We start from the raw sequence: 17,870 nt of genomic DNA, 5'->3' as shown, positions 1-17,870 counted from the left end.
AGACTCCTTTCAGAGTTCCTTCTGCATGCTAACGCAGCAAGAGTGTTCCCACATTCTGACCGGATAAACTGTCGGTCAGATAATGTTCAGTACAATTGAAAGTACAAAGAAAATAACTCCCATGATAATGGTTCCTCTTATAAGACCACCCTCCATGGAACGTCCCTTATTCTTACCCCAATAGGTATCAGCTACTCCGGCGATAGAGCCAAGACCCTGCTGCTTACCCTCCTGCATCAGTACGACAACAGTCAGAGCGATACAATCTATTGCATAAATTACAGTCAGAATAATCTTCAAAATATTCACGCGGTTACACCTCCTAATCAACTAGAGGTTATTTTACCATAGCTGATACCGGATTTCAACTGTTTTCCGTTTATTTTGTGCAGGGCTTTTTGGGTTTTTCCCGGACAAAGGGATCTTCAAATCTGCCAAGACTTCCCAGCTGTTCATGGATCCGCAGCAGCTGATTATATTTCGCATTCCTGTCAGACCTGCAGGGTGCGCCTGTTTTGATCTGCCCTGCGCCACAGGCTACAGCAAGATCTGCGATAAAGGAATCCTCTGTTTCACCGGATCTGTGGGAGATTACGGCCCGGTATCCTGCATGCTGGGCCATCTCCACCGCATCCAGAGTTTCTGTCAGGGTTCCGATCTGATTTACCTTGATAAGAATCGCGTTGGCAACTCCCAGCTGGATTCCACATTGAAGCCTTTTGATATTGGTAACAAAAAGATCATCTCCAACAAGCTGAATCTTTTTCCCCAGATGTTCTGTGAGATATTTCCATCCATCCCAGTCATCCTCACAGAGTCCGTCCTCAATGGACACAATGGGAAACTCTTCCACCAGTTCTTCATAATATGCTGTCATTTCTCTGGCATCCCGGTAATTTTTTCCCCTTTCATGCGGCTTTCCCCCGGAAAAAAATATACTCCTTTTTCCTCATCATAAAGTTCACTGGAAGCTGCATCTATGGCAATGGAAATCTCATCGCCTGGTTTGTAGCCTGCTTTTTCCACTGCATGGACGATCAATGTCAGTGCTTCTCTGGAGTCAGCAAGATCCGGGGCAAAACCACCTTCATCTCCTACTGCTGTTGAAAGACCTTTTTCCCTGAGAAGCAGCTTTAAATGCTGGTAGATCTCCGCACACATGCGGATTCCCTTTTCCAGACAGCCGGCCCCTGCAGGCATGATCATGAATTCCTGAAGGTCTACTGTATTATCCGCATGTTTTCCGCCATTTAAAATATTCATCATAGGTACTGGAAGTTTTGTTGTATGACAGCCTCCCAGATACTGATACAGCGGGATCCTTAAAGCTCCTGCTGCTGCACGGGCAGTTGCCAGGGATACGGCAAGAGTGGCATTGGCTCCTGCGCTGCTTTTGTTTTCCGTGCCATCCGTATCAAGGATCAGACGGTCGATCCATGCCTGGTTCAAGGCATTTTCCCCGATGATGGCATCCGCCAGACGGGTATTAATGTTTTCCACTGCTTTTTTTACACTTTGCCCAAGATATTCTTCACGGTTTCCATCACGCAGCTCTACTGCTTCGAATTTTCCTGTAGATGCTCCTGACGGCACCATGGCTCTTCCCGTAAATCCGTTGATCCCTACGATTCCTTCTCCTACTGTTACTTCTGCTTCTACAGTAGGATTTCCTCTGGAATCCAGGACTTGTCTCGCGTGAATTTTTCGAACAGGCAGATAACGTAGCATTTTGTTTTCCCTCCTTGAAAATAATATTCTTGTGATAATGCTGACTGATCATGGTTCTCTGCACACTTTACAGTTCTTTATGTTTTTTCTTATGTTCATAAAGATATCTTATCCGAAATACAGCCTGTCTATACGCTGTGTAAAAAACTGATGACTACGTTGCCATGCTTTCCTTTAACAGATATTATCATCCGACCACCTGCGAACAAAATCCTTTCCTCTATGATTGCATGTTATTATTATCTGAATATTTTGCATAATATATTCTTGTTATTTTTCTTTTTTAATTTAATTTTATTATTTTTCAAATTTAGTGTTGACAACTCCGTTTTTATCTGTTATAGTATAACCATCAAATAAAACAAACGGAAAACAAAAAACAAATCAAAAAGGAGCGTGAACCCACCGAAAACATAACTTACTTCCAATAATCTAAGAAAGAGAGGTACAGTCCACCAGAAGATTTAAAGATTTTCCTTCATAATTAAACCAAGGAGGTACGGACCACCGAGAACGTAAATTTTAATTCCGTATAAGTTTTAAATCTAAGAAATGAGAGGTATATTCCATTGGATACTGAAAATTAAAAGAGTCATCGGCAGAAGAAATGAATCGCTGATGGCTCTTATTTTTGTTATATTCTTCCTTCACTTCTCATAATTTTATTAATAACTCCGCTCTTCCGAGGTTCCTATGAAATTAAAGCAAATTTACCGTCTTATATTTCTTTTTATCATGGCTTTTGCTCTCGGCAGTCTTGTGGGAAAAATCTCCTATCATTTTACTTCCCGTTCAGCCGCCAGCCAAAATTCAGAAGAAAACAGCCAGCCTTCTTCTGCATCGCTGTCTGCTCAAAGTGAAAACTGGGGACTTGGTTTCCAGGAGGAGGGAACAAGACCTTCAGGCAATGCTTCTATTGAAGAGTTGAAGCAGTATAATGCCTGGTATGCACAGGATACAGATGAAAAAATCATCTATCTCACATTTGATGCAGGATATGAGAATGGAAATATGCCTGCAATCCTGGACGCCTTACATAAACACCAGGTGCACGCGACTTTCTTCGTTGTGGGAACACTAATCCGGGAAAAACCTGAACTGATCCGGGAAATTTCAGATGCTGGCCACACAGTCGGCAACCATACCATGACCCACCCGGATATGTCCGGCATCTCCACAAAAGAAGCTTTTCAGAAACAGCTGGAAGATGTGGAAGCTCTTTATAAAGATGCAACCGGAAATGAAATGACGAAATTTTACCGTCCACCGCAGGGAATCTACAGCACGGATAATCTCCAGATGGCAAAAGATCTGGGATACAGTACCTTTTTTTGGAGTCTGGCTTATGTTGACTGGTATCAGGATAAACAGCCCTCAAAAGAAGAAGCCTTCCAGAAACTTCTGGGACGGATCCACCCGGGTGCTATTGTACTGCTGCACAGCACTTCTTCCACCAATGCAGAGATCCTGGATGAGCTGCTGACAAAATGGAAAGAAATGGGATATACCTTCGGAACACTGGAAGAGCTTGTGAAGTCTGCCTGAATATAGATATGCAGCTTCCTGCTTCAAATATGAAAAAATCTGTCCGCGGGGACTGTATAAACCATACGTCCCGGGACAGATTTTTCTGTGCTATTGATTTAGAAGGTGTTCTTCTTATTTAATTATCATGAATTACTGAACTGCCTTGAATGCCTCATCAAGATCCTGGATGATATCATCGATATTCTCAGTTCCGATGGAAAGACGGATTGTGTTTGGTTTGATTCCCTGGTCAAGAAGCTCTTCCTCTGTGCACTGGCTGTGTGTTGTAGTAGCCGGATGGATAACAAGAGATTTCACATCAGCGACATTTGCAAGAAGTGAGAACAGCTCAAGGTTATCAATGAAATCCTTAGCTTTCTGTGCATCTCCCTTGATCTCGAATGTAAAGATGGAACCGCCGCCGTTAGGGAAATATTTCTTGTAAAGCTCCTGCTGGCTTGCCTCTGTTGCTACAGACGGATGATGAACCTTCTCTACCTGAGGATGATTATTCAGATACTGTACAACCTTCAGTGCGTTCTCCACATGACGCTCTACACGGAGAGACAGTGTCTCAAGTCCCTGAAGGAAGATGAAAGAGCTTACAGGAGAAATTGTTGCTCCTGTGTCACGGAGAAGGATCGCACGAATCTTTGTAACAAATGCAGCCGGTCCGCAAGCTTTTGTGAAGCTTATGCCATGATAGCTTGGGTTTGGCTCTGTAAGGGACGGGAATTTACCGGATGCCTCCCAGTCGAACTTACCGCCCTCTACGATAACTCCACCAATTGTTGTTCCATGTCCGCCAATGAATTTTGTTGCAGAATGAACTACGATATCTGCACCGTACTCAATCGGTCTTACAAGGTATGGTGTTGCAAATGTGTTATCTACAACAAGCGGAATTTTATGTTTGTGAGCAATATTCGCAATTGCTTCGATATCTACAACATCAGAATTCGGGTTTCCGAGAGTCTCGATATAAACAGCTTTTGTGTTTTCCTGGATCGCATTCTCTACTTCCTCAAGATTGAAGATATCTACGAATGTTGTTGTTACTCCGTATGCTGGAAGCGTATGCTCAAGAAGGTTGAAGCTTCCACCATAGATATTCTTTGCAGATACAATGTGATCTCCCTGCTGTGCAAGATTCTCTATTGTGTATGTGATAGCTGCGGCACCGGATGCTACTGCAAGTGCTGCGGAACCACCCTCAAGTGCTGCGATTCTCTTCTCGAATACATCCTCTGTCGGGTTTGTAAGACGTCCGTAAATGTTACCTGCATCTGCAAGTCCGAAACGTGCTGCTGCATGATCGCAGTTGCGGAATACATAGGAAGATGTCTGATAGATCGGTACTGCTCTTGCATCTGTAACCGGATCCGGATTTTCCTGTCCTACGTGAAGCTGTAATGTCTCAAATTTGAATTTTCTCTGATCTCTTGTAATTTTGCTCATGTGTTTGTCCTCTTTTCTTTTATTCTTATATTCGGTAAAATAGTAATTTCTTATCTTATGATCATCTGCTTATCAGCGACAACAACACATTCGCTTTTCTTCGATAAACACCCTTGTTGACTTCTGTAAAACCTTCATGATTTCCTCCTGATCATCACGTTGCTCACTTTGTTTTGTGTGCTCCGTTTTTTGATGATGCAATCATATCACCCTTTTCCTAGTATGTCAATGGGGTTTATCTGTTTAGGTTCTCGCCTTTATTTATGACTAGTTATAGATTTTATTTATAACGCCACCACCTACAACCTCATTTCCGTCATACATTACTACTGCCTGGCCTTTTGTGATGGCTCTCTGAGGCTCATCGAATTTCACATGAAGGATACCATCCGGTGTCTGCCATGCAATTGCAGGCTGCTCTTTATGACGGTAGCGGATCTTTGCAGTAACTCTCTTAGGCTCACTTAAATCTGCCACAGAGATCAGATTTACACTGTCAGCTTCCAGTTCACTGCTGAAAAGATCACTGTTATCACCTAATACTACAGTATTGGTTTTCGGAGAGATCTCACAAACATAAAGACGGCTGGCTGCCGGGATTCCAAGACCGCGACGCTGGCCGATAGTGTAATGGATGATTCCCTTATGGCGTCCGATATAGTTTCCCTCTTTATCTACAAAATCACCCTCCGGTGTTTTTTTGCCTGTGTACTTCTCAATAAATTTCGCATAATCGCCATCCGGCACAAAGCAGATATCCTGACTGTCATGTTTTCTGGCATTGATAAAGCCATGCTCTTCGGCAATAACACGGACCTGATCCTTCCGGAGACCTCCAAGAGGAAGCTTTACATGTGCCAGCTGTTCCTGGGTCAACATATAGAGAACGTATGACTGATCCTTAGTGTCGTCCACTGCTTTTTTCAGAAGGTAGCGGTCACGTTTCTCATCGTACTCCACTCTTGCATAATGTCCGGTTACAATATAATCGTAGCCGATTTCCTGCATACGGTGGAACATTTTATCAAATTTCAGATATCGGTTACAGTCTATACATGGATTAGGTGTACAGCCGTTTTCGTAGGCCTCCACAAACCTGTCCATAACTTCTGTATGGAAATCTGCGGTAAAGTTGAATACATAATAAGGCATATCCATCTGATAGGCTACGCTTCTGGCATCCTCAACATCATCCAGGGAACAGCAGGTCTTTTCCCTGTGGATACCAATATCTTCATTGTTGTAAAGTTTCATGGTAGCACCGATGCACTCGTCACCGGATTCCTTTGTAAGAAGAGCTGCCACGGAGCTGTCCACACCGCCGCTCATTGCTATGATCGCTTTTTTCATTTATATCTTAACCTTTCATTGATGATCTTTTTTGTTATACAGCATCTCTGCAATTTCGCATTTATTATAATATGGCAGATATTCTTTGTCCATGATTTTTCATCAGTAAAAAGTAACCTGCTCTTTCCCCGGAGAGCTGTTTGGTATATAATAGAACATATTTTTTCAGAAAAGGATGTGAGTATATGAAGCTTTCCCTGTTTTCCACACTGTGGGGTTACCGTAAAGAATACCTTCCCAAAGATATCTTTTCCGGTATCATTATTGCCGCAGTTTCCATTCCTATCTCCATGGGATATGCACAGATTTCCGGGATTCCGGCGGTGTATGGACTGTACGGCTCTGTTTTCCCGATCCTGCTTTTTGCACTGTTTTCCACTTCAAGACAGTTTATCTTCGGAGTTGATGCTGCTCCTGCTGCTATTGTAGGCGGTGCACTGTCTACTCTTGGCATTGCCGCAGAGTCTGAAGCTGCCATGGATTATGTTCCTGCTATTGCATTGTTTGCCGGATTATGGCTGTTCATATTCTTCCTGCTCCATGCAGATAAGATTGTGGATTTCATCTCTACACCCGTTATGGGTGGTTTTATCAGTGGCATTGCTGTTACGATCATTCTTATGCAGATTCCCAAGCTCATGGGAAGTCCCGCAGGCTCAGGCGAGCTTCTGGAGCTGGCAAAGCATATCTTTGCTGCCGCAAAAAATATCAGCTGGCTCTCTCTTTTTATGGGACTTGGTGCCCTGATCCTGATCCGGCTGTTTAAAAAGCTTGCGCCAAAATTTCCCATGGCTATTGTAATCATGGCACTGGGGGTTTTCTCCACCGTTGTTTTTCATGTGGATGAAAAAGGTGTGGTACTTCTCCAGTCTGTGGAACGTGGTCTTCCTTCCCTGGTGATCCCGGATTTTGGAAATATCGATTTCACCCAGGCCGCAGGACGTGGTCTCATGGTCGCTGTCGTCATTATGGCCGAAACACTTCTTGCAGAAAATACTTTTGCATTCCGTAATGATTACAAGCTGAATGATCGCCAGGAGATCCTGGCATGTGCTGCCGGAAACATAGCTGCTGCTGCAGTCGGATGCTGCCCCGTAAACGGAAGTATTTCCCGTACTTCCCTCAACGAACAGTACGGTGGAAAATCCCAGGCGGTTTCCATCACTGCCGGTATCACCATGGCTGTGATCCTTCTTTTCTTCACCGGTTTTATCGGATATCTCCCGGTTCCTGTGCTTACTGCCATTGTGATCTCTGCGCTGATGGATGTAGTGGAAACTCATCTGGCTGTACGTCTTTTCAAAGTAAGCCGTACAGAATTCTACATCTTCATGGCTGCCGGTTTCAGTGTGCTCTGTCTTGGAACCATTTACGGTGTTATCATTGGTATCCTGCTCTCTTTCGTAGCTGTGATCCTGAAGGCCACCAACCCGCCGCGCTCCTTCCGTGGTATGATCCCGGGAAGAGATGCTTATTTTGATCTGTCCAGAAATCGTTTCGCCTACCCTATTAAAGGCGTTGTGATCTACCGTTTCAGTGAAAACCTGTTTTTTGCAAATATAAAGATTTTTCAGGAAGATATTGAGAACAGCATCCAAAAAGACACCAGGGTAGTGATCATAGATGCCAGTGCTATCAACAGCATCGATGTCACAGCAGCAGACCGTCTGGAGGCTATCTCCGCAAGCCTGAAGAAACGTGGAATCCGTTTTTACCTCACAGAGCATTCCACCCAGATCAATGACCAGCTGCGTCAGTTCGGGATCGGTCATATGATCAAGGACGGTATGGTTCGCCGTACCATTCTTGCTGCTCTGCATGACGCAGGGATCGAATCCCCTTATGAACTGGATGTTCCAAAGGAAGACGAGGCAAAGCTTCTGCGCCGCAGTATCGCTTTTCTTCCGGCAGAAGAAGAAAATACCCTGGAAGAGTTTGCCTGGGCCTTTGGTGACGATGCAGTAAAAGAGATCGAAGAATCTGTCCATCACATTATTGAACAGTTGCACCAAATCCCGGATATCGAACGACTCTCTGAAGAAGGTCTGGAAGAGCTTCTGGATAACTGGCACGGCCTTGGTGTTCTGGATGAGGATGAACTGCTTCGAAGAATTGAATTACATATGGATGAGCTGCCTGAAGAATTAACTTCCGACCGGAAACTGATCCTTCAGCTTCTGGAAAAGCGCCGTGGCAAGCTGAAAGAAAAAATCCTTGCCGAGCATCCTGAAGTTCTGGAACGGTTGGAACAACGCCGGAAAAAGCTGGAAGAACGGCTGGAAAAGCAGAATCCGGAAGCTGTTCAGAAATGGAAACACTGGAAGGAAGATCATCTCAAAGACTGATTTCCTGCATATTCCTGACAGATATTGATAAAATCCTGCATCACAGCAGAAGACCTGCGATCCTTTTTCCAGGCAAGAAGGATCCTGGTCTTCAGCTTCTCTTCTTCAATGATCCGGATCGGAAGGTCTGTACAGAGATCTTCCATAGATCTTGGAAAAACGGCGGTTGCAAGACCTTCCTGCACCCAGAGCATGGCGTCTCTGGGATCATCGCAGACACAGAAAATATCCGGCAGGAGATTTTTTTCTCCAAAAGCTTTCATCAGAAATTCTTCGTACCGCCGGTAAATAATGAGAGGGCATCCGGTCAGCTCCTTAAGGCTGATGCCCTCTTTTTTTGTCTCATTTTCAGGAATCTCCGGAGGAAGAACCGCGATCATGGGTTCCTCAACCAGCTCCAGATAATTTAAACCATCCAGCTTGATAGGTGTCCGTACTACCGAAACATCAATGATCCCATCCATCAGATAATTCAGAAGCGTAAAGGTGATGGCATCCCTTACCTCAAAGTTTACATCGGAGTTTTCCCTTGAAAATCTGGAAATATAAGGCATAATGGTGGTCACTGTGGTTGGCGTGATCCCGATACGTAAAACCTGTTTTTTCCCTGCCTTGGATACTTCCAGCTCTGTAGAACGGACATAGCTCAAAATGTTCTCTGTCCTGTCATAAAGAAGCTTGCCTGCTTCCGTCAGTGTCACTCCTGCCCTGGTTCGCTCAAAAAGCTTCACATTCAGTTCCGCTTCCAGCTGCTTGATCTGATAACTCAGCGGCGGCTGCGACATATTCAGTCTCCTTGCAGCTTCATTAATGCTTCCTGTTGCTGCAATCTCGTGAAAATATTCCAGCTGTCTGATTTCCATATATAAATCCTTCTTTCTTTATCCGGTATATAACACAGGCAAAACCCATCTGCTGCTTATTGCTTTTCGCCGTCCCACAGAGGACTTCCTTAATTCGGTTAAAAAATGATATATCTGCAATACTTTGTAAATACTATGAATATCTTTCCCCGCAATTATCCGAAAAACCATACTTCTATCATCCCACAGATTTTCATCCACGGCAATAGTAAAATTATATTACCATACATTAAAAACAATATTATACGTATTATCGCCATAGGAGTATAATAACAGAGGTTTAAGAAAAATAAGGAAACGGAGGAAGAAAAAGAAATGCGAACACTCGCAAAATATCTTCGAGATTACAAAAAAGAAAGCATTCTGGCTCCTTTTTTCAAGTTTCTGGAAGTTGTATTTGACCTGCTTGTGCCTATCGTTATCGCCCAGATCATTGATGTGGGAATCGCCTGTAATGATCACGGCTATATCGTGCAGAGATTTTTTATTCTGATACTGATGGCTGCCGCAGGACTTGCAGTCAGCATTACTGCACAGTTTTTTGCAGCAAAAGCCAGCGTAGGTTTTGCTGCAAAAGTACGTCAGGCTGTATTTGACCATATCCAGAAGCTTTCCTACACAGAGCTGGATACCCTTGGAACGGACACACTGATCACCCGTCTTACCGATGATGTGAATCAGGTACAGAACGGTGTGAATATGGGACTTCGTCTTCTACTTCGAAGCCCGTTTATCGTTCTTGGCTCCATGGTCATGGCCTTTACTATCAATGTACGTTGTGCACTGATCTTTGTTGTGGCCATCCCGGTACTGTTCCTCGTTGTCTTTGTGATCATGTTTTTAAGTATCCCGCTATTCAAAAAAGTGCAGGGCCGCCTGGATACCGTAACACGACTTACCAGGGAGAATCTTACCGGTGTCCGTGTCATCCGAGCATTCTGCCGTGAGGAAGACGCAGTTTCAGAATTTGACCAGAGCAATCTTGCACTTACAAAACTTAATGAGTTCGTCGGAAAGATCTCCGCGCTGTTAAATCCGGCTACCTATGTGCTGATCAACATCGCAACTGTTATTCTGATTCAGACTGCGGGTATTCAGGTTAATCTCGGAAACATGCAACAAGGTGAAGTTGTTGCTCTTTACAACTACATGGCACAGATGATCGTAGAGCTGATCAAGCTTGCTTCCCTTATCATCACCCTGAACAAATCCATGGCCTGTGCAGACCGTGTTGCCGGAATCCTGAAAGTAAATTCTACCATGAATTATCCGGAAAATACTTCTGCTGTATCCAAGGTTCAGGATAACTGTGCTGTTGCATTTGATCATGTGACCTTCTCCTACAAAGAAACCGGCGCACCCAGTCTTTCTGATATCACTTTTTCAGCAAAAAAAGGCTCTACTATCGGAATCATCGGTGGTACCGGAAGCGGTAAATCTACCCTTGTGGATCTGATCGCACGTTTTTATGATGCAAATGAAGGGACTGTCACTCTTGACGGCCAGAACGTTAAGGACTACTCCCGGAAGGAGCTCCGTGAAAAAATCGGCGTTGTTCCTCAGAAGGCAGCTCTTTTCCAGGGAACCATTCGCGATAACTTAAGCTGGGGTCGTGAGGATGCCACAGATGCGGAAATGTGGGAAGCTCTTACAACAGCACAGGCCCGTGAGATTGTGGAGAAAAAAGACGGCCAGCTTAATTTCCGTCTGGAACAAAACGGCCGGAACCTTTCCGGTGGCCAGCGCCAGAGACTTACCATTGCCCGCGCCCTTGTGAAAAAACCAGAGATCCTGATCCTGGATGACAGTGCCAGTGCTCTTGACTTTGCCACAGATGCGGCACTTCGGAAATCTCTCCACCAGCTCGGCGGAAACACTACCACCTTCCTGGTTTCCCAGAGAGCAGCAAGTATCCGTCAGGCCGATCTGATTCTGGTACTGGACGATGGCCAGCTTGCAGGAAAAGGTACCCATCAGGAGCTGGTAAATTCCTGTGAAACTTACCGTGAGATCTTTTTCTCACAGTTTCCGGAAGAACGGATCAAATATGAAAAAACTACCGGAAAGGAGGTTCTTGCATGAGCAAAAAAGACATTACCTCAAAAAATAGCATGGCAACCTTCTTAAAGGTGCTCCGCTTTATTGGAAAATACCGTTTTCTTCTTGTATTAAGCATTATCCTTGCAGCTGTCACTGTAATTCTGCAGCTGTATGTACCTGTACTTTTCGGCTATGCCATTGATGAGGTTGCAGCTACCCATGAAGTAAACTTTTCAAGGATGTGGTTCTATCTTTCCAGAATTCTTGTGATGATCGTACTTTCCGGTGCTGCCACATGGGTGATGAGTATTATCAACAACCGCATGACTTACCGCACAGTGCAGGATATCCGTGCAAAATCTATCCGCCATATCCAGAAGCTTCCGTTGTCCTACCTGGACGGACACAGCACCGGCGATATCATCAGCCGCGTCATCGCAGATACAGATATTCTTTCCGATGGTATGCTCCTTGGGTTTACACAGTTATTTTCCGGTATCATCACTATCATCGGAACCCTGATCTTCATGTTTTCCAAAAATGTCTGGATCACACTGATGGTCATTGTCCTGACACCTGTAAGCTTTTTTGTGGCAAAATTCATCTCCTCCCATTCATTCCAGATGTTCCGTGCACAGAGTGATGCCCGTGGACGTCAGACCGCACTGATCGAGGAAATGATCGGAAATCAGAAAGTGGTTCAGGCCTTTGGTTACGAAAATCGTTCTTCCGAACGTTTTGCTGCGATCAACGAAGAACTCCGTGATTCCAGCCAGAAGGCTGTTTTTTACAGCAGTCTAACCAACCCGTCCACACGATGTGTCAACAATATCATCTATGCAGGTGTAGCTCTTGCAGGTGCTTTTCTGATCCCCGGCGGACATCTTACTGTTGGCGGTCTCTCCGTACTTCTTGCCTATGCAAATCAGTACATGAAGCCATTTAATGACATCAGTTCCGTTATCACAGAGCTTCAGAATGCTCTGGCCTGTGCAACCAGAATTTTTGATCTTCTGGAGGAGCAGCCGGAAAGCACGGATCCTGCCGGAACTCTTAATGATGTAAAAGGTGCTGTGGATATCCGGAATGTTTCCTTCCGCTATGAGGAGGACAAACCTCTGATTGAAAACTTCAATCTGCACACAGAACCAGGCAGACGAATTGCCATTGTAGGTCCTACCGGCTGCGGTAAAACAACATTTATCAATCTTCTGATGCGATTCTACGATGTGAACGGCGGAAGCATTTCCGTAGATGGAAAACCCATCACAGAAGTTTCCAGACATGCCATTCGAAGCAGCTATGGTATGGTGCTTCAGGATACCTGGATTAAGCAGGGAACAGTCCGTGATAATATCTGCATCGGAAAACCGGACGCTTCTGATGAGGAAGTGATCAAGGCTTCCAAAATGTCTCACAGCTGGGAATTTATCCGCCGTCTTCCGGATGGTCTGGATACCATTCTTTATGAAGACAGCTTAAGCCAGGGACAGAAGCAGCTTCTCTGCATCACCCGTGTTATGCTGTGCCTGCCTCCGATGCTGATCCTTGATGAGGCAACTTCAAGTATTGATACACGAACTGAAATGCTGATCCAGGAAGCCTTCGACCGGATGATGCAGGGCAGAACAAGCTTTATCGTAGCACACCGTCTGTCTACCATCCGCAATGCTGATGAGATCCTTGTCATGAAAGACGGTAGCATTATCGAACAAGGCAGCCATGACGAACTGATGGCTAGGGGTGGATTCTACAATGATCTGTATAACAGCCAGTTTGTGAGGGTCGCTGAGTAATATAAACTGACTTTAAAATTCTCCGGAAAGCAGGTTCCCTGTACCGGAGAATTTTTTATGTCTTAAAAAATTACTTTGTAATATCCAGAATAATGTCCATTTCTTTTTTGAGTCAAGCGAATAAAATCATCCGCATTCATTACTTGCTCAGTTTCAATTTTTCTTGTATTTTGTCCGGAGAAGCCACTTCTGATCGATCACTTTCAGTTCTTTTCCAAACCGGATATGAAGTCTTACAGAACCCGGAAGCTGCTCTACATGCTCAATATTCCCGGTTCCGAATTTCGGATGGCTGATATCCTCTCCTATCTCATAGCGCACAATGCTGTTCTGTGTGTTCCTGTGCTGCTGCTCTCTCCGATATGTATCTCGCACTGTTACCGTCCGGTCATGAATCGGGCTTCTAAGTTTTTTCTCGTAATCGTGTTTCATCAGAGCTTCCCCTGCCTTATAATATGGCGTTGGTGCTGCACCGGTCAGGGAACAACAGTATTTCCATGCGCTTCCGTGAGTTCCGTGCTGCCATCGGTATTCTGTGGGAATGTGAAAATTATGCTGCATGTAATGAGCATATTCATGTTTGTAAAGATCCATCCTGTCCTCTTTTTTCAGCGGATTTTTTACCGCATAGCCGATAAACAACAGGGAAAAATGAAAATGCTCTTTTTCGTGGTAACTGCCCCTTGTATACGATCCAAGAAGATCCGGCTCCATGCCAAACGTTATAGGAATCTTCGCTCCGTTAAGATGAAATTTTTTATCGAATTCTGCATAGAGACTTCGGATCTGGGCTGTAAGTATTGGGATTTCTTTCTGCAGGGCCTGTGCTAGTGTCTGATCGATCATTGTGTCTGCAACTCCTTTATTCTGCTGATTCAGTATGGCTGCTGCTTTTACAGAACAGACAGCACATCCGGGAACATTTCCACACAACGTTTCAGGATTCCCTGCATGTAGGCAATGGCAATTCCGTAATTGGTGATGGGAATCTCCTGGTCCAGTGCGCATTTCTGACGGTAACGCATTTCCCTCTCATTAAGCATACATCCGCCACAATGCACGATCAGACTGTACTTCGTCACATCCTCCGGGAAATCTCTTCCGGAGGAATACTCAAATTCCAGATCCTTCCCCGTATAATTACGGATCCATCGTGGAAGCTTGACTGTTCCGATATCATCACACTGCCTGTGGTGGGTACATCCCTCTGAGATCAGAATCTTATCTCCGTCTTTCAGCCGGTCGATCGCTGCTGCACCGGCTGCTGCAGCTTTTAAATTCCCCTTAAATCGAGCGAACAGAATAGAAAAAGACGTAAGCCAGATATCTTCCGGTGTTTCCTTACTGACTTTGGCAAAAACCTGGCTGTCTGTGATCACAAGCTTAGGTTTTTTACCCAGGTTTTCCAGGGTATTGGAAAGCTCATCCTCTTTGATCACGATCGCTGCTGCTCCGGCTTCCAGCACATCACGGATGGTCTGCTGCTGCGGAAGGATCAGGCGCCCTTTTGGTGCAGCTTTATCTATGGGAACTACAAGAATCACAAAATCTGATGGTTCAAGAAGATCCCCTACCAGACGCAATTTCAGTTCATCCGTTACTGCCAGAGAAGCGATCCTCTCTTTCAGCTCGTAGATATTCTGACCGGTAGCGGCGCTGGCATAAATAGATTGCTCTGCGTTCTGGTTTAATTTATTTTCTGAAGAAAGCCGGTTCCCGTCTTTCGTTTTCAGCAGATCTGCCTTGTTATAAACAACCAGATACGGAATCTCCTTCTCTTTAAAAATACGGATCAATTCTTCATCCACACTGGTTTTTCCCACAGTGGCATCTACTACAAGAACTGCTACATCCACTCTGTTCAGCACCTGTTTCGCCTTGCGGACGCGAAGCTCTCCAAGATGGCCTTCATCATCAATACCTGGTGTATCTATGATCACCACCGGGCCCAAGGGAAGCAGTTCCATGGCCTTACTTACCGGATCCGTAGTAGTTCCCTTTACATCTGATACCACTGCCAGCTCCTGGCCTGTCACCTTATTTACAATACTGGATTTTCCTGCATTTCTTTTGCCAAAAAAACCGATATGTACACGGTCTGCTGACGGCGTTTCATTCATTCCCATAATTCTTCCTCTTTTCTTTCAGCATCAGACAGGTTCTCATCCATTCCTGTTCCCATCAACCTGCTTCTTTTTGATTTTAAAAAGCCGGACAGTCCTTCCACTCTTATCAACTCTTTAACTTTATCAGAAAAACAGATCCTTATATCCTTTCTACAAAGCTTACATAATCTCTGAGTAGTCAATTTTTCTGTCCTTAAACATTATTTCCTTTATTATATCATGAACAAAACATAAACAAACCTTTTTATTTTGTTATTTATGTGCTATTTTTATATGCAGAAACACCGATACTCATCTTTTACAGAAAGGATTTCGGATATGAAACCATCATCTTCATTTAAGCCACAGGCTGTTTTCAGCGATATCGACGGCACTTTACTAACCTCAGAACATGTTATATCTCCGCTGACCAGCTCCGCCATTCATACTTTGACAGATCAGGGTGTTCTGTTTACTATTTCGTCAGCACGAAGCCCCTCCGGCATCCGTCCTATTATAGAAAAAAATAATTTTCATTGTTGCACCATTGCATTCAGTGGTGCACTGATCCTGGATGAAGATCAAAATATCCTTTATGAAAAAGGAATAACTATTTCTGATGCTTCCAAAATCATTGATGTGATCGAAAAAAAATGCCCTCACGTGACCTGGAATGTTTTTACCGCAGAAGACTGGATCGTAAAAGACCGGACAGATCCTCATGTGATCCATGAAGAAACGGTTGTGGAAACTATCTCCATGGAGGGATCACTTCATTCTCTCTCAGATACAGTTATGATAGATAAAATCCTGTGTATGTGCGATCCTGAATATATGTCATCGTCAGAAACACTTCTCCGCAAATATTTTCCGAAATTATCTATTGCAAGATCTTCCGATTCTCTTCTTGAGATCATGGCTGGCGGCATAAACAAAGCAGAAGCTGTAAAATATCTCTGCGATCTTCGAAAAATTCCTCTTTCCAGTACTATTGCATTCGGAGATAATTATAATGATCTGGAAATGTTGGAGGCAGTAGGATATGGAGTTTTGATGGGAAATGCACCTTCTGAGCTGCAAAAACATTTCTCTTTTGTAACAAAGAGTAATGATCAGGACGGTATTTTTCAGGCTTTTAAAGAACTGGGAGTTCTGAATTAAAGAATATTTATAACAAATGGAAAGTCTCTTCCAGAAGATAATTTTTCATCTGTACCTGTGAAAGAGACTTTCTATATTTCAGCAGATAATATTTATTTCAATGCCGTTCCGGCTTTAAAAGCATCACCGACTTTTTCGCCAAGACGGATATAAGCATTGTTAAACGGATCAAAAGTGATCGGTGCTGCTTTTGAGACATCCACATTTCCATTTTCATCCAGAACGCTCTCATCCACGCTAACATTTACGATCTCACCAATCAGCCGGCAGGTTTCTTTGTCGTAGCTTTTCAGCTTACATTCCACACAGATCGGAAGCTCTTTGATAATAGGTGCATCTACTTTATCAGATTTTTCTGCTGTAAATCCGGCTTTTTCAAATTTATCCGGCTCTTTGTTTCCGGAAACAATTCCTACATAATCGCAGGCGGTCATATGCTCCACGTCTGCCATGCTCACTGTAAAAGCACCTTTTTTCAGAATGTTTTCAGTTGTTTTGTGATTTTCACTGACACAGATGGAAATTTCCTTATCATCGCTGATTCCTCCCCAGGCTGCATTCATAACATCCGGTTTTCCATCCTCGCCATATGTGGCGATCATTAATACCGGCTGTGGATAAGTATAAGGCTTTGCTCCGAAATCTTTTCTCATGATCTTTCACTCCTTTATTGTATTATTGTTACTTTTTATAAATTGACGTACAAGCTGCAGACCTCCCAACGGAACACAGAATTTATCTCTGTGCTGACTGCATTGCTGATACGTTTCTTCCAAATCAAACCACTGTACCTCTTCTACTTCTTCCTTTTGAAGTGTAAGATGATCGATCTCTACCGGATGGTCATAGATATAAACAAAAGCAATTTCTTCATCCCGAAATAATTTTCCATGAAATTCTCTGGCAAAAGATATGGGGAATTTTCCTGCAAACTGCAAATCAGCTGGTTCTGCATGGATTCCCAGTTCTTCTTCCAGTTCCCGCAATGCTGATTCCATTGGCTCATCACCTGCCTGTATATGACCTGCAGATGAAGTATCAAATTTTCCAGGAAAGGAGTCCTTATTTCTGGATCTTTTTTGAAGAAGAATCTCTGTTTTTTCATTTCCTCGGCGGATGATCCAGATATGAGCAGTACGATGAGGGATTCCTTCTGCGTGAGCAATACTCCTTTCTATAGTTTGTCCGGTGGGATCACCGTTTTCATCTATGATATCAAATAATTCCATTTTTCTGCTTCTTTCTCATATTTTATTCTTTCTTAACCAAATCAATCTCATTCTAGCATGATTTCGAAACAGTTTCCAGCCTGTAAAAAATGCCTGTAAACAGCTCCTTGTTTACAGACACAAAAAAACTCCCCCTGTTGGACTCGAACCAACGACACTGCGGTTAACAGCCGCATGCTCTACCGACTGAGCTAAGGAGGAATACTTAAATATTTAATTTAAGGCTTGTACCTTAAAAACTACATACATGCTTGTTGATGGTTAATCA

The 17,870-nt window shown here is 43.9% G+C and carries 13 protein-coding genes, 1 tRNA gene and 1 pseudogene; 5 read left to right on the top strand and 10 right to left on the bottom strand.

Features of this window, described 5'->3' with window-relative positions:
* Positions 1-75: 75 nt before the first annotated feature.
* Positions 76-309 (bottom strand): preprotein translocase subunit SecG, encoded by a 234-nt coding sequence (gene secG, locus AC04Q4_RS01520; RefSeq protein WP_119240622.1) that lies wholly within the window; start codon positions 307-309, stop codon positions 76-78.
* 70 nt (positions 310-379) lie between these two features.
* Positions 380-1,728, bottom strand: a pseudogene (eno, locus tag AC04Q4_RS01515) (phosphopyruvate hydratase).
* Positions 1,729-2,421: 693 nt separating this feature from the next.
* Here eno and AC04Q4_RS01510 point away from each other — a divergent pair.
* Positions 2,422-3,273, top strand: coding sequence for a polysaccharide deacetylase family protein (locus tag AC04Q4_RS01510; protein ID WP_173757409.1), 852 nt, complete (start codon positions 2,422-2,424; stop codon positions 3,271-3,273).
* Positions 3,274-3,405: 132 nt separating this feature from the next.
* Here AC04Q4_RS01510 and AC04Q4_RS01505 read toward each other — a convergent pair whose 3' ends face one another.
* Positions 3,406-4,713: an aminotransferase class I/II-fold pyridoxal phosphate-dependent enzyme gene (locus AC04Q4_RS01505; RefSeq protein ID WP_476388345.1), complete on the bottom strand. Its 1,308-nt coding sequence runs from the start codon at positions 4,711-4,713 to the stop codon at positions 3,406-3,408.
* A 267-nt stretch (positions 4,714-4,980) separates the two neighbouring features.
* The gene (mnmA, locus tag AC04Q4_RS01500) at positions 4,981-6,063 is read right to left on the bottom strand and encodes a tRNA 2-thiouridine(34) synthase MnmA (protein ID WP_119240619.1); all 1,083 of its coding nucleotides are present in this window, start codon (positions 6,061-6,063) and stop codon (positions 4,981-4,983) included.
* Positions 6,064-6,248: 185 nt separating this feature from the next.
* Here mnmA and AC04Q4_RS01495 point away from each other — a divergent pair, with 185 nt between their 5' ends.
* Positions 6,249-8,408, top strand: coding sequence for a SulP family inorganic anion transporter (locus AC04Q4_RS01495; RefSeq protein ID WP_476388344.1), 2,160 nt, complete (start codon positions 6,249-6,251; stop codon positions 8,406-8,408).
* Here the strand turns inward: AC04Q4_RS01495 and AC04Q4_RS01490 are convergent.
* Positions 8,393-9,271 (bottom strand): LysR family transcriptional regulator, encoded by an 879-nt coding sequence (locus AC04Q4_RS01490; RefSeq protein WP_119240618.1) that lies wholly within the window; start codon positions 9,269-9,271, stop codon positions 8,393-8,395. The two genes, AC04Q4_RS01495 and AC04Q4_RS01490, sit on opposite strands and share 16 nt — an antisense overlap.
* A gap of 315 nt (positions 9,272-9,586) precedes the next feature.
* Between AC04Q4_RS01490 and AC04Q4_RS01485 the strand changes: the two genes are divergently transcribed.
* On the top strand, positions 9,587-11,353 hold the full coding sequence (locus tag AC04Q4_RS01485) for an ABC transporter ATP-binding protein (protein WP_119240617.1): 1,767 nt from the start codon (positions 9,587-9,589) through the stop codon (positions 11,351-11,353).
* Complete coding sequence (locus tag AC04Q4_RS01480) at positions 11,350-13,107, top strand: ABC transporter ATP-binding protein (protein ID WP_119240616.1); 1,758 nt, start codon at positions 11,350-11,352, stop codon at positions 13,105-13,107. The genes AC04Q4_RS01485 and AC04Q4_RS01480 overlap by 4 nt, the downstream gene beginning before the upstream one ends.
* A 153-nt stretch (positions 13,108-13,260) precedes the next feature.
* On the opposite strand, the gene AC04Q4_RS01475 is transcribed toward AC04Q4_RS01480, so the two are convergent.
* Together AC04Q4_RS01475 and hydF are read right to left on the bottom strand one after the other, a co-directional pair.
* Positions 13,261-13,953, bottom strand: coding sequence for a hypothetical protein (locus tag AC04Q4_RS01475; protein WP_119240632.1), 693 nt, complete (start codon positions 13,951-13,953; stop codon positions 13,261-13,263).
* A 47-nt stretch (positions 13,954-14,000) separates the two neighbouring features.
* Positions 14,001-15,233, bottom strand: a complete 1,233-nt coding sequence (gene hydF / locus AC04Q4_RS01470) for a [FeFe] hydrogenase H-cluster maturation GTPase HydF (RefSeq protein WP_119240615.1) — start codon at positions 15,231-15,233, stop codon at positions 14,001-14,003.
* A gap of 318 nt (positions 15,234-15,551) precedes the next feature.
* Between hydF and AC04Q4_RS01465 the strand changes: the two genes are divergently transcribed.
* Entirely contained in the window at positions 15,552-16,373 is an 822-nt protein-coding gene (locus tag AC04Q4_RS01465) for a Cof-type HAD-IIB family hydrolase (RefSeq protein WP_173738759.1), read from the top strand.
* 92 nt (positions 16,374-16,465) lie between these two features.
* On the opposite strand, the gene AC04Q4_RS01460 is transcribed toward AC04Q4_RS01465, so the two are convergent.
* From AC04Q4_RS01460 to AC04Q4_RS01450, 3 genes are all read right to left on the bottom strand, one after another.
* On the bottom strand, positions 16,466-17,026 hold the full coding sequence (locus AC04Q4_RS01460) for a flavin reductase family protein (protein WP_119240613.1): 561 nt from the start codon (positions 17,024-17,026) through the stop codon (positions 16,466-16,468).
* A 6-nt stretch (positions 17,027-17,032) separates the two neighbouring features.
* On the bottom strand, positions 17,033-17,602 hold the full coding sequence (locus tag AC04Q4_RS01455; RefSeq protein ID WP_119240612.1) for an NUDIX hydrolase: 570 nt from the start codon (positions 17,600-17,602) through the stop codon (positions 17,033-17,035).
* A 128-nt stretch (positions 17,603-17,730) separates the two neighbouring features.
* A tRNA-Asn gene (locus AC04Q4_RS01450) sits at positions 17,731-17,803 on the bottom strand.
* Positions 17,804-17,870 lie beyond the last annotated feature (67 nt).

The organism is Blautia sp. HA8986, from assembly GCF_056504635.1.
This window is presented reverse-complemented; position numbering and strand designations above follow the sequence as displayed.